We start from the raw sequence: 13,661 nt of genomic DNA, 5'->3' as shown, positions 1-13,661 counted from the left end.
AAGCCTTATCTGGCGCGGATTTCGCATTTTCCGAGCGCTGTCAAGACTTGCTCCATCGCGCCGAGAACACTAGAATTTGGGCCAATCAAGCAGTGCAAACATATATATTGTGTTTATTCACAAGGCACGCACAGCTTTTCAACAGACTTGTCCACAGCCCTGCCCGGCCTGCCACCCAGGCCGCAGCGCAACAGACGCAAACCACCCAAAGAGGGCAATATGCAACTGACCACCTTTGAAGGGCAAACCGCCGCCGAGCTCGGCCGTGCCGCAGCCCCCCAGGCCGACTTCAGCCACTACAAGACCATTCGCCGCAATGGTGCCGTAGTGGCATTCGAGCCGGTCAAGATCTCCATCGCCATGACCAAGGCATTCCTGGCCGTGATGGGGCATCAGGGCGCTACGTCCGCCAGCATCCGCGAAAAGGTAGCCCAACTGACCGAGCAGGTGGTCAACGCCCTGATGCGCCGCAAGCCGGAAGGCGGCGCCATTCATATCGAAGACATCCAGGACCAGGTTGAACTGTCGCTGATGCGCTTTGGCGAGCACGATGTGGCCCGCGCCTACGTGCTGTACCGCGAACAGCGCTCACAAGAGCGTGCTGCCCGTGGCGAAGCCCTGACCCAGATCCAGATCAACGTCATCCGCAAGGATGGCCGCAAGCTGCCGCTGGACATTGCCCGCCTGCGCGCCGGTATTGAATCTGCCGCCCAGGGCCTGGCCGGCATCGGCATCGACGCCATCCTGTCGGAAACCCTGAAAAACATTTACGACGGCGTGCCGCTGGACGAAGTCAACAAGTCCGCCATTCTGGCTGCCCGTTCCATGATCGAGCAGGACCCGGCCTACGACTACGTCACCGCCCGCCTGCTGATGGACAGCATCCGCCTGGAAATCCTGGATGAATCGGTCAGCCAGGAAGAAATGGCCGAGCGCTATGCGGAATACTTCCCGCAATTCATCAAGAAAGGCATTCAGGCCGAACTGCTGGACGAACGCCTGGCCGAGTACGACCTGAAAAAACTGGGTGCCGCCCTGGACGCCAAGCGCGACCTGAAATTCGGCTACCTGGGCCTGCAAACCCTGTTCGACCGCTATTTCCTGCACATCGACGGCACCCGCATCGAAATGCCGCAGGCTTTCTACATGCGCGTCGCCATGGGCCTGGCCCTGAACGAAGTGAACCGCGAAGCCCGCGCCATCGAGTTCTACAATGTACTGTCCAGCTTCGACTTCATGTCGTCCACCCCCACCCTGTTCAACTCCGGCACCCGTCGCAGCCAGCTGTCCAGCTGCTACCTGACCACCATTGCCGATGACCTGGACGGCATTTACGAAGGCCTGAAGGAAAACGCCCTGCTGTCCAAGTTTGCAGGCGGCCTGGGTAACGACTGGACCCCGGTGCGCGCCATGGGCTCCCACATCAAGGGCACCAACGGCAAATCGCAAGGTATCGTGCCCTTCCTGAAAGTGGTCAACGACACCGCCGTGGCCGTCAACCAGGGTGGCAAGCGCAAGGGCGCCGTGTGTGCCTACCTGGAAACCTGGCACGCCGACGTGGAAGAATTCCTCGAACTGCGCAAGAACACCGGTGACGACCGCCGCCGCACCCACGACATGAACACCGCCAACTGGATTCCGGACCTGTTCATGAAGCGTGTGATGGAAGGCGCGGAATGGAGCCTGTTCTCGCCGTCGGAAGTGCCTGATCTGCACGAACTGTATGGCTCGGCCTTCGAAAAGCGCTACCAGCACTACGAAGCCATGGGCGAACGCGGCGAAATGAAGGTTTACAAGCGCATCCCGGCCCTCAGCCTGTGGCGCAAGATGCTGACCATGCTGTTTGAAACCGGCCACCCGTGGGTCACTTTCAAAGACCCGTGCAATATCCGCAGCCCGCAGCAGCACATGGGCGTGGTTCACAGCTCCAACCTGTGCACCGAAATCACCCTGAACACCAATGACGACGAAATCGCCGTATGCAATCTGGGTTCGGTCAACCTGGCAGCCCACATGGGCGCTGATGGCAAGCTGGACGCAGAAAAACTGCAACGCACCATCCGCATCGCCCTGCGCATGCTGGACAACGTCATCGACATCAACTTCTACCCGGTGAAGAAGGCGCGCAATTCCAACCTGAAACACCGTCCGGTTGGCATGGGCATCATGGGCTTCCAGGACTGCCTGCACATGAAGCGCGTACCGTACGCTTCGCAGGAAGCCGTGGAATTTGCCGACGAATCCATGGAAATGGTCGCCTACTACGCCTACTGGGCTGGCACCGAGCTGGCCGAAGAACGCGGCCGCTATCCGTCGTACAAGGGCAGCCTGTGGGACCGTGGCCTGCTGCCGCAAGACAGCATCAACCTGCTGGCAGCCGAACGCGGCGGCTATCTGGAAATGGACCGCACCGAGCGCCTGGACTGGAACGCCCTGCGCGAACGCATCAAGCAGCACGGCATGCGCAACTCCAACACCCTGGCCATCGCCCCGACCGCAACCATCGCCAACATCATTGGCGTGTCTGCCTCCATCGAGCCGACCTACCAGAACCTGTTTGTGAAATCCAACCTGTCCGGCGAATTCACCGTCACCAACGAATACCTGGTGCGCGACCTGAAGAAAGCCGGCCTGTGGGATGAAGTGATGGTAGCCGACCTCAAGTACTTCGACGGCAGCCTGGGCCGCATCGACCGCATCCCGGCCGACCTGAAAGCCATCTACGCCACCGCTTTTGAAGTGGACCCGAAATGGCTGGTGGAAGCGGCATCGCGTCGCCAGAAGTGGATCGACCAGGCCCAGTCGCTCAACCTGTACATGGCTGGTGCATCCGGCAAGAAGCTGGACGACCTGTACAAGCTGGCCTGGATTCGTGGCGTGAAAACCACCTACTACCTGCGCACCCTGGCAGCCTCCAGCGCCGAGAAATCCACCGGCAAGGGCGGCGAGCTGAATTCCGTGGCCAGCGGCCTGAACCCGGCCTACAACGCTGCAGCCGAACAAGCCGCTCCGGCAGTCGAGGTGGACAACACCCCGGCCACCGACGCCAAATTCTGCAGCATTGACAATCCAGACTGCGAAGCTTGCCAATAAGGCAAGCAAGCAGGATGGGCTGATGCGCAGCAACAATCCGGACGGCACCGGAGCAAAGCGACGGTGTCCAGCCCGCAGGGCGCGTGAAGCCTGCCAGTAAGCAGGCAAACAAGACGGATTGACGCGAAGCAAACTGGCCACTCACCCGGCCAGCCCATTTCCAAACCGCTTGCCCGCAGGCGGTTTCCGAATGGGGAAGTGTAAAAGCAAACAAAGGCGCAGCCAGCATGGCCAGCCCTTATCTGAACAAAGCCGACAAGGCCTTAACAATCAGAGATGCCCATGACACTTCAGGAATTTTTTAACCGTTACAGCCAGGCCTACTCGGCACTGGATGCGCGCGCGGTTTCGGCCATGTTCACCCGGCCCTTCACCGCCGTACACCACGGCCAGATTGCCACCTTTGGCATTAACGACGAAGAAACGCTGTACCAGACCACGCTAGGCATTCTCGAGTACTACCGCGCCCAGGGCGTCACCAGTGCCAGCTGCTATCTGGCCGAAGTGCTGCCTTTCGGCAGCGACCTGGCCACCGTCAAGGTGCGCTGGACCGCCCGCCGCCACAATGCCGAGCCGTGGATGTTTGCCACCGGCTACCACCTGAAACGCGAACACGGCGAATGGCGCATCTACGGCCTGGCGCAGTTTGAAGAACACAGTCATCCGGCCCATTAAGCCGGACAGGCTTCTCAAGCCGGCTGGCCGCAGCCGGTTTCGGAAGACCGAACCAACACACGGGGAGTACGGCATGAGCACCACCCTATTCTGCAGCGCCAGCCGCGCAGCGCAGCATCCGGAACAAGACCGCTTTCGCAAGCTGGGCCTGGTACTGGTCGACCTGCCGCAGCCGCTGCGCGACACGCCGGCCACGCCCCGTACCGCCATCCGCATCATGCGCCAGAGCGCCATGCAGCTGGAACAAGCGCCCTGTCAGCCCGACAGCGCCACCAGCACGCATGCCCTGCCCGGCGCGCAATACCAGATCCAGTCGGCCGCCCCACAGGGCGTAGCCGGCAAATAAACACGGAGAATGCAAAACATGTTGAGCTTTGACGATACCCCGGTACAAAAACCGGCCGTTCCCTCCAGCAACGATAGCCAGACCGGCGGCCGCGTAAACGCCGTCGACAAGAAAGTCATCAACGGCACCACCGACGTCAACCAGCTGGTACCGTTCAAGCACAAATGGGCCTGGGAAAAATACCTCGCCCAGTGCGCCAACCACTGGATGCCGCAAGAAGTGAACATGCAGCGCGACATCGAACAGTGGAAAACCGGCCAACTGTCCGAAGACGAAATGCGCATCGTCAAGCGCAACCTAGGCTTCTTCGTTACCGCCGACAGCCTGGCCGCCAACAACATCGTGCTGGGCACCTATCGCCAGATCACCAGCCCGGAATGCCGCCAATACCTGCTGCGCCAGGCGTTTGACGAAGCCATCCACACCCACGCCTACCAGTACATCGTGGAAAGCCTGGGCCTGGACGAAGGCGAAGTATTCAACGCCTACAACGAAATCAAGTCCATCCGTGACAAGGATGAATTCCTGATTCCGTTTATCAATGTACTGTGCGACCCGGCCTTCAAGACCGGCACCCTGGAAAACGACCAGAAACTGCTGCGTTCGCTGATCGTGTTTGCCTGCATCATGGAAGGCCTGTTCTTCTACGTCGGCTTCGTGCAAATCCTGGCACTGGGCCGTCAGAACAAGATGACCGGCGCTGCCGAGCAGTACCAGTACATCCTGCGTGACGAATCCAGCCACTGCAATTTCGGTATCGACCTGATCAACACCATCAAGCTGGAAAACCCGCAACTGTGGACCGACAGCTTCAAGGCCGAAATCGTCGAGCTGTTCAAACAGGCCGTGGAACTGGAATACGCCTACGCCGAAGACACCATGCCGCGTGGCGTGCTGGGCCTGAACGCCAGCATGTTCAAGGAATACCTGCGCTTTATCGCCAACCGTCGCATGCAGCAGATTGGTCTGGATCAGCTGTTCCCGGGCGTGAACAACCCCTTCCCGTGGATGAGCGAGATGATTGACTTGAAGAAGGAGAAGAACTTCTTTGAGACGCGGGTAACGGAGTATCAGACTGGCGGGGCGTTGAGCTGGGATTAATCTCGATGTCATAAATCGGAAAGGTTGAAATTTGCAATCTTGAATTTCAGCTATAATGCAAAAAATCTTCCCGTAAAAAAGCCCTGCAAGTGCAGGGCTTTTTTACAAGCAAAATACTACAAGTAATTTTATAGCAGGAAAACCAAATGTAATAATGATTACAGCCATTAACAATCTCACCACAAAGCCCGATTCACAAAGGAGACCAGCAGATGGATGCAACACATGAAAGAAAAGAAGCGATTGCACCAAAATTAATCATTGACACGGACTTGTTAAAAAAGATCGCATCAAGCTTTAATGGCCTACCGATTACAATGGGACCGGATGGGGAAATGCTATCACCTGGCATTGTGGACCTACTTGATGTCGACAACACCACTTCTCACTGGACACCCTATGACGAGCGCACTCGCATGCTGGTGCTTGCTGTCGAAGCTTGCCGTGACATCACGTTTTACGCAGAACAATTAATTGACACTAAGGTACGACGGAGAGCCATGAGGGCAGTCACTGTACCAGTATGCAAACTCATGGATGGTACAGCGCTTCTGCTAACGAGGATGAATGACGTAACTTCTCGCGACACCCGTAATCGGTGGCCAATCACAGATCAAAAAACATACAACGAAATAGCAAAGCGTCTAAGAAAAAAACATCTACAGGGTCCTATCCGCTGGGTTCGCAACAAAATTGGAGCACACCTTGATGCCGAAGCTTTTACGGTGGGTACAGAGTATCTTCATTTAGATGCAATTATAGCTGCCTTTGGAGATTGCCTAGTATTACTAACATTGTCGATGAACTATCCATCAAGTTGGTTCAGTTGGATCCGCCACATCGGGACATCCCCTGATGGGCATCAGCGAATCATAGAAACAATGTTTGAATATCCGATATGCATTCGTTGGATCACCGACATAAATGGACATCCTCTTGGTTTAAGCAGTGCCATTTTAGCTCAAGACCCCAGACACGAACTTCAAGATCAAATACTAGAAGCCATTAATTTATACAACAAGCTAGTAAAAGCAACTGAAACAAAACTTCCACTCATCACAACAAACCAAAAAGACATTGACACTGAATTATTTCAGAGCGACGCAGAAGGCAATAAAATTCTTAAAAGAATAAAAATATTTCACCCCTCTGACAATTAAAATTCATTGAATGATTAATTCGCAAAGCACTTAGTAAAATTTAGAATATCTAAAAAATAAAAACCAAATCGCGGGTCTCGCCCTGCTGGCAGCATCCGCGCAGCGGATTCGGGACCTGAATCACAAGGCTGCGGGGAAGATGGTCGCTTATGGCTCGCCCATGCCCACGCCGGCCAAACCAGCACTGTCAGTTGGCCGACACGCCCAACTCATCACCCAGCCATATAGCGCGATCAACATCATCACCTCCACCATCAAGCTACCCAAAATGAAGATTAATGGCATGAACAATAGCGAGCCAAAGTGCAGCGCCAGCGCTGCGGCAAAATAATGCAGCGGTGCTTCCACACAGAGATATCCCATTGAAAACAGGGTCAGCAGCAGCTTGTGCCAGGTGGGCTTGTCGAGAATGTAAAAGGTGAGCGCGTGTATCCATGGCACCAGCAATAACAGGGCCAGCACAAATTCCAGGCAGGAGTGGTGATAGTCGGATAGCGAATGGCTGAACGCCGCCGGCATCACGCAGAAATACAGGCAAGAACAACCCTGGATAATGGCGAGCAACCGCAGTAAATAACGTGCGGGCATGCGCTCCTGGCTAATGACGAAAGACAGCAGCAGCAAGAGCAAGGCGGCCAGCGCATTGCCCCAGCACTGCCAGAACGATGGGGTAGAAGAAGACAGCTCCAGCCAGGGTAGTGCCAAAGGCCGCATCCACCCTTGCTGCACCCGCAAGGCGGACACATCAGCTATCCCCCCGGTCAGCGCAATACTCCAGCGCGTCAGTGCAAACCATAGCCCGGTGATGTTGGGTAGCAGCTTGAGCGTTACCAGATTGCATAGCAATGGCAAGCCGATGATCCAGGTCCAGCGTGTGCGGCTGAAATGCTCGATACGCATGGCGCGGTGCATCCTGATAAGGCCACCGCCATGCCCTGTGTGGCGCATGGATTTCAGCAAGTCCAGACGTTGCTGCGTATTCATGGCAGATCCCAGAATACGGCCGTGGTCAGCCCGCTGCGTTGGTAGTAAGGGCTATGGTAAAGCTCCACGCCGGCATGCAGCCCCCAATGCTTGCCCACCCACTCGCGCCAGCTTAGCTGATATAGCTGGCTATCAAACAGCTGCCGGGGTTGATTGTTACCGATTGGCATATAGCCTTCGCCGCCGGCATTGATGGCCAATGTCACCAGACGCCAAGCGTTGCGCCCGTAGGTAACCGCACCATAACCTTGCATCGACGCCACACCGCCGGGATTGCTGATCGTACGATGCACGCCACCCTCGATCACCCAGGGTGCCGCAAAGTAATAGACCAGGCCCAGTGTCAGGATGCGGTCGCTATAGCCCTGGCGGTTGTCGTTGTAGGCAAGGCCAAAGGTGGTCACCAGATTGCGCTCTGCCAGCCATTTGCGATTGAGTGCCGCACCATAGTGTGTGCCTGGCCAGAAAGTGCCGCTGCTACTGCGCCCCAGCTCCAGCCGGCCGAACCAGTCGGGATTGAAATCGTGGTTCCAGCCGCCATTCAGCGCGACACCATGCTCGCCAAAGCGGCTGTCCTGTTCGGCAATCCAGTCAAAAACATTACCTGCATTGCTTTGCCACACCCCTGCAACATACACACCACTCCAGCTGGGATTGCCCGCGCTCAAATGCGAGCGGGTAGTACCCAGCTCGATGCTGCGTGCCTGGGTGTATGCCGAGTCGGCGGTGGGTTCCGCCGGCGCTTCTATCGCCTCGGTTTCTTCTGCCGGGGCGGATGCTTCTTCGTCTGCCGCCCATGCACTTCCAGCTTGCAGTAGCAGGCAAAACATCAAACATGCTGCTTGTTTTCGCTCAATCATTCGCTTCCCCTTCCGCCGCGCTACCCGGCTGCAAATATTCAAACCGCAGGTTCTTCCCTGCTTTGGCGGTCACGCGCCAGGCGTCCGGCAGTGCCTCGACATTGGCCCTGCCCGCCAGCAACACCGGCTGCGCCGCAGTCTTGGGCAGGAGCCAGCTTTGTCGCTCCAGCGATGTCGGATTGCGGGCGTCGATACTGATCCAGGAGGCCTTCTCGTCTGCAGCTGGTGCTACCTGCCAGACGGTTTGTTCGCGTTGCGACAGAAAGCGCGCCAGCTGTGTCATGGTGTACCAGCGAAACACGCCTTGTTCGCTCAGCTGGCGGGTCTGTTCCAGCCATTGCGTCGCCGCTTTTTGATAAAAGTAGACCCCCGGCGGGTGGAAGTAGACCAGCCGGACCTCATGCTGCTGTGTCGCGAAGCGAGTCATGGATGCAAGCCAGGCGGTCATCTGCGCATCGGAAAACTTGTTGCGCACGGCCTCTTCGAACGAGGCGACATCACCATTGGCAGACACCGGGAAGGCCCATGGACGGCCATGCATGTCGGCCGGATCGATATAAGCGCGCGTGGGCCCCATCGACGAGTTGCCCACAAAGTAATACGCCAGCACACCGTTATGGCGCAGCCAGGTGGTTACCCACTCCGGATGGTGGCCGTTGGGGGCCGAATATTCGGTCAATGGCTGGTTGATGACTTGCTCAAGGTCCTGCTTGTTATTGTTGAGGTAAGACGTCCACTGCCTTCCGTTATGCTCGTTGATGTTGAAAGCGAAATAGTTGTGAGCCCAGCCGCCATGCGCGCCGACCTCATAGCCCAGCTGATGCAGCCGCCTGATCCAGCCTTGTGCGGTGGTGTTGTGGGCGACATCCATCCCCAGATGATCACCCGGGCTATTGTTGTCGGGGCCGGAAGTAAAGTGGACCGAGTAAGGCCCCTGCTTCAAAAAGCCCAAATCTTCCAGCATGCCCAGATAAGGAATCGCATTTTCTGCATCCACGTGCCAGTTCATCACCAGCCCACCGATGCCATCTGGCACCGAGGCCAGCTGCGGCAGGTGCAGCACGTGTCGGTTGAAGAAATTGAGATAGGACTGCAGCCACAAGCCATCCGTACGCACACGCAAAAAGGTGACCGGCAAGTTGACGAACAACACCTGGCCGCGTCCGTAGTGACGCAGCCCCGCAATCAGAGACCCATCCTTGCTCTTGGCGAGCACCTGCCCCGGGAAGTTGCCACGCGTAACCAGGTAACTGAAAACCGCCTCGTCATAGCCATAAGTAGCCGCCTGCAGCAGTGGCTCCGTGCTGCCCGGGTAGGGTTGAAAACGCCCTGGCGCAATACCCAGTGCCTGCACCGCAGCGGCAGGCATCAGCATCAGGTCGCTACGTACCATCGCCTTGCCCATTTCCTGGTAAAGCAGGTAGTCCACACCCACCAGCCTTGCCAGCGCAGGCTTGTCCAGAAAACGGCCTCCGGCATTTTCGGTGGCGGCGTCGTAGTTGATCCATAAAGCCCCGCCATCCTGTACGTACTCCTCCAGCACCCCTGCCAGGGCGGCACTGATGCTGCGATGAATGCTGTCAGGCAGCACAATCCCGCGCAGGCGGGCACGCTGGGCCGCATCCATGGCTACCAGTTGGCTGGCGGTGATCTGAATCATCGATACGCCGGCTTCGCTGGCTGCGTCCTGCCAGGCCAATACGTATTTGTGACTGGCCTGTTGATCTGGTAGCAGCAGCGCGATGAACGCGCTCGGTGGTCGCTCTTCTTTTTGCTGTTTCAGGTGCCACACTGCTATCGCAACCAGCACCAGACCCAATAGCAACAACCACCATACCCAATGTGGCCAAGATCGAAATCTGCTCATGACTCGCTTCCTTTTTGTTCTGGCAGGTCCAAACCTTGTGTCAGTCCCTGAAAAACCGCTTCTTCCAATATGTTCCAACGGGTGGTATGGCGTGCTGGTGTGGCATGTTGCAGCCAGATCTGCGCCACATCGCTACGCCGCTCTTTCAGCGCGGCCAACACCAGCACGCCCCACGGAAAATCCAGCTTGTTCTTGTCTTGCAATAACCAGGGGAGCCCTTCCCGCGCTAACCAATCATCAAAAGAAGCCTGACCTGCTGGCGCTGGCAGCCCCGCCATATGCGGAAACTGCTGTGCAGCCGCATCCGGATAAAATGCCAGTGGCGGCTCATGGCGCGATGCCACACGCCAGCGTTGCTTGCCGCCATCCCAGAATGTGCGTGTCAGGGCTTTTTCCAGTTGCCGCATCCGCTGACAGCCGTATCCGGAGTGAGTACAGTCGTCACGCAAGGCTGTGTAAACTTCGGCGTTATCCATCAGGTAAGCCAGGCGGGAGCCTGTCGTGTATTCGTAAACCCCACCCTCTACCCGGCGCAAACGCCAGAGCGCTTTGCGCGCGCGCTCCAGCGAAGAGCGCAAGGAAGCCGGCATGGCCTGCGGGGCATAGCGTCGGGATAACAAGGAAATCCATAGCGCCAGAGTGGAGTCGTCGGCATCGGCGGCCGCCGAGCGCCGCCAGCCACCGTTGGCCAGCCGCTCAAAGCGTGGAAAGCTGCCATTGCCTTCCTGTCGGGGCAGGAGCCAGGCGACCCACGCATCGGTGACGGCATCCGTGGACAACCCCAGTTCGCGCGCCGTCAGCAGGGCCTTCATCGCAAAATAGGGGTCGACATGCTTCCCCCCCTTCTGCAGCAGGATGGCCCCATCCTCAAGCTGATATTCGGGTAGGTGGAGTTCGCCATCGGCCAGGCAGGCCGTGGTCCACATCACCAGCAACAAGCACAAGCGTTTCATAGGCTGAGAACCTTTCCGCGCGTGCGCGCCCAGACCGTGCCATGTACCACCAGCGGCAGCTTTAGCAAGACGAATCGGGATGACAGGCTGCTTGGCGCATCGGGTTTACCCAGCACAGAACCGGCTGCAATGGAAAGCTGCCGGTCGGCCACGATGGGGCCAGCAATACGGCAGTCGCTCTGGCAGAGCACAGACTGATCCGAGATGACGGAGCCGGTTATTGTCACCTGGCACCCCAGGTACACCATGCCAGCGGCCTTGATGCTGCCGTCGATGTAGCAGCCATCGCCAATGTGCAACTGCCCGCGCACCACCAGATTACCGCGCAACAGGCTGTGCTCTGGCAGCGTGAAATCGCCGGCAACCACCACACGTCGCATCGCTGAGTTATAGAAAAGGATATTTGGCAGACTGCAGATATCCACCTCCTGCCCTGGTGCGGGAGCGGAAGAAGGTGATGCGGCCATCAGCCCTTCCCGGCCAAGCAAGATGGTGGGAGCCTGGATGCGCTGAAAACTGACAGGGCCATCGATGCATAGCGTTTGCTCGGCCACCACACGGCCAAACAAAGCGCACCCCGCAGCCGCGTTGATACGCTGTGCACCAGCCCAGCGCAAGATGGAGCTGTCCTCGCCAAGGCTCAGTTCACCATCGGCCAGGACACTGCGCAGAACCACGCCCATTCCCGTTGAAACATCACCATTGCAATACACTTCCTGCAGGCAATTGAAGCCAGCCGGAATACGTAAGCTCCCCTGCGCAAGGACTTCCTCGGTAACTGTCGGCCGCATTTCGCTTTGCAATTCGGCGAAGCGAGCGTTCCAGTCCTTGTTGACGAGGTCGGAGTCCAGTGCGCTCACGCGACTGCGGTAATTCGCGGCGAAAGCATTGGCATTACCCGTGTGCAAGCGGTCGATGCCCAGGGCGGCGATATCCGTCTTTTGATACAGCTCCAGCAGGCCGGGCAGCAAAGGCGCAAAAAGCAGCAATAGCACGCCCAGTACATAAAATAGTGTGCTCATGCGGCCTGCCCCCGGTAACGCTTGGTCTTATCCCAGTGCAAGGCCTTGTTTTTCTGGAAAGGCTCCAGCAGCGATTGCGCCAGCGTTGCTCTGGCAATCGTCACCAGGCTGACCAAAAAACCAAAGATGGCAAAGGGCAGAATACGCAGCCGTCTACCGCTGCCATCCAGATAGCAGGCCACGCCTATTTCAAAAAAGGCAGCAAAGTTGCCCATCGCGCTGTAGCACACCAAGGCCATCACCAGCAGGATGCCTGGCGATGGCAACATGCTGTCGAAGAAGAACAACACCAGCGTCACAGCCCAACCCAGCATGAGCAATGGCGACATGGCATAGGTGCCCAGTAGCAGCAGCCCATCCACCTTTTCGCGTTGCGGTATGCCCCTTGTTGTCAGCAGCCGTCCCACATGACGTGCCAGCGCCTGGTTATGGCCACGAGTCCAGCGCATCAATTGCCGTATGCGTACCGGCCAGCTTTCCGGTACTTCCTCATAGCATTCCGAACGATTGGTATAGGCCGTTAGCCAGCCGCCGATCAGCAAGCGATAGGTCAGATCGGTATCCTCGGCGAGTACATCGTCGTGCCAGCCACCCACGCTGTTCAGCGCTGCCACGCGGATGCCCCCGACGGTGCCACCGTATTGCGGCACCAGTTTCATGTTCATCCTGGCTTGCTGGTCAACCTGGTAGCCACCTGCCCGCTCCATGTCCAGCATTCTGGTCAGCAGGTTGGCTCCGGGGTTCAAGGGCACCACACGGCCCATCACCGCCCCGACTTCCGGATCGAAAAATGGCGCAAGCAGTTGTTTGATCAGACCGCGTCCCGGCACATAGTCCGCATCGAATACGATGAATAACTCGGTGTCGATCAAGGCGGTGGCATCTTTCAAGGCTGCCGCCTTACCCGGCTTGCCTTCTGTCCGGTGGAAGGGGCGAATCACATCCGGCCGACTGGCGGCAATGCGGTCGATGATGTCGCGGGTACCATCAGTAGAGCGGTCGTTGACCGGCATGATGATCATGCGGCCCGCCGGGTAATCGCTATCCAGCAGCGCCTCCATGGCATCCGCGATCACCGCTTCCTCGTTATGCGCGGCGATGAAAACCGTCACCGCCGGCCACTCGGCGGTCTCGATATCGAGATAAGGATGGCGCTGATGACCGAACAGGCGGTTCAGCGTGAACACCATATGCCGCACGGCATAAATCATGATCAACAGCACGATGCCGTAAAGCATCAGCGTCAGTACGCGTAATACCCAGACGCCAGGCCCAGGCCCCTGGCGCAGCAGCAGCGGATCATCCTCCTTGCCAACTGTGCGCAAGCGCGCCTCTTCAATCTGTTCCTTGATCAATTGCTGCGTGCGGCGCAAGTCCTTGCTCTCCTCCGCGCCCTTCACATGCACCGAGGGCGCGCTGGCACCCTGTGTAGGCGGGGCATCCAGCGGCAAGGCCGCCAATGCAGCCTGGTGGACGGTATCGGCATGCGCCACCGGCTGCCGTGCCTGCATTTCGTGTGCGCCTGCCATGGTCAGGCTAGGCGCAGCCAAAGAGAAACAGCACAGCAGATAGATGCAAATCTGGATACATCGGCTCATGC

At 57.8% G+C, this 13,661-nt stretch carries 11 protein-coding genes; 5 read left to right on the top strand and 6 right to left on the bottom strand.

Translation table 11 applies throughout. From position 1 onward, the window contains the following. Positions 1–219: 219 nt before the first annotated feature. The 5 genes from DBR44_RS00135 to DBR44_RS00115 all read left to right on the top strand — a co-directional run bounded on the left by DBR44_RS00135 (position 220) and on the right by DBR44_RS00115 (position 6,375). Positions 220–3,093, top strand: coding sequence for a ribonucleoside-diphosphate reductase subunit alpha (locus DBR44_RS00135; protein WP_124640852.1), 2,874 nt, complete (start codon positions 220–222; stop codon positions 3,091–3,093). 282 nt (positions 3,094–3,375) lie between these two features. Beyond that, on the top strand, positions 3,376–3,768 hold the full coding sequence (locus tag DBR44_RS00130; protein WP_124640850.1) for a hypothetical protein: 393 nt from the start codon (positions 3,376–3,378) through the stop codon (positions 3,766–3,768). A gap of 73 nt (positions 3,769–3,841) precedes the next feature. Beyond that, a complete protein-coding gene (locus tag DBR44_RS00125) occupies positions 3,842–4,114 on the top strand; it encodes a hypothetical protein (RefSeq protein ID WP_124640848.1) in 273 nt (90 codons plus the stop codon). Positions 4,115–4,132: 18 nt separating this feature from the next. Next, a complete protein-coding gene (locus DBR44_RS00120) occupies positions 4,133–5,215 on the top strand; it encodes a ribonucleotide-diphosphate reductase subunit beta (RefSeq protein ID WP_124640846.1) in 1,083 nt (360 codons plus the stop codon). Between the two features lie 212 nt (positions 5,216–5,427). Further along, a complete protein-coding gene (locus tag DBR44_RS00115; RefSeq protein WP_124640844.1) occupies positions 5,428–6,375 on the top strand; it encodes a hypothetical protein in 948 nt (315 codons plus the stop codon). A gap of 147 nt (positions 6,376–6,522) precedes the next feature. On the opposite strand, the gene DBR44_RS00110 is transcribed toward DBR44_RS00115, so the two are convergent. Genes DBR44_RS00110 through DBR44_RS00085 form a run of 6 tightly spaced genes read right to left on the bottom strand, consistent with a single transcriptional unit; the run spans position 6,523 to position 13,659 of the window. Next, entirely contained in the window at positions 6,523–7,359 is an 837-nt protein-coding gene (locus DBR44_RS00110; RefSeq protein WP_124640842.1) for a hypothetical protein, read from the bottom strand. Next, a complete protein-coding gene (locus DBR44_RS00105) occupies positions 7,356–8,189 on the bottom strand; it encodes a YaiO family outer membrane beta-barrel protein (RefSeq protein ID WP_158613522.1) in 834 nt (277 codons plus the stop codon). Before DBR44_RS00105 ends, DBR44_RS00110 begins: the two co-directional genes overlap by 4 nt. A gap of 22 nt (positions 8,190–8,211) precedes the next feature. Further along, complete coding sequence (locus DBR44_RS00100; RefSeq protein WP_158613521.1) at positions 8,212–10,086, bottom strand: hypothetical protein; 1,875 nt, start codon at positions 10,084–10,086, stop codon at positions 8,212–8,214. Continuing rightward, positions 10,083–11,039 carry a hypothetical protein gene (locus DBR44_RS00095; protein ID WP_124640836.1) on the bottom strand — a complete coding sequence of 319 codons (957 nt, stop codon included), beginning with the start codon at positions 11,037–11,039 and terminating at the stop codon, positions 10,083–10,085. The genes DBR44_RS00100 and DBR44_RS00095 overlap by 4 nt, the downstream gene beginning before the upstream one ends. Then, positions 11,036–12,061: a polymer-forming cytoskeletal protein gene (locus DBR44_RS00090; RefSeq protein WP_124640834.1), complete on the bottom strand. Its 1,026-nt coding sequence runs from the start codon at positions 12,059–12,061 to the stop codon at positions 11,036–11,038. The genes DBR44_RS00095 and DBR44_RS00090 overlap by 4 nt, the downstream gene beginning before the upstream one ends. Continuing rightward, positions 12,058–13,659 (bottom strand): glycosyltransferase, encoded by a 1,602-nt coding sequence (locus DBR44_RS00085; protein ID WP_199730933.1) that lies wholly within the window; start codon positions 13,657–13,659, stop codon positions 12,058–12,060. The genes DBR44_RS00090 and DBR44_RS00085 overlap by 4 nt, the downstream gene beginning before the upstream one ends. Between the last annotated feature and the right edge of the window lie 2 nt (positions 13,660–13,661).

It is taken from the genome of Aquitalea sp. FJL05 (genome assembly GCF_003852595.1).
GTDB lineage: Bacteria > Pseudomonadota > Gammaproteobacteria > Burkholderiales > Chromobacteriaceae > Aquitalea > Aquitalea aquatilis.
Note: the sequence above shows the minus strand (reverse complement) of the source record. Positions and strands in the feature narration are given on the sequence as shown.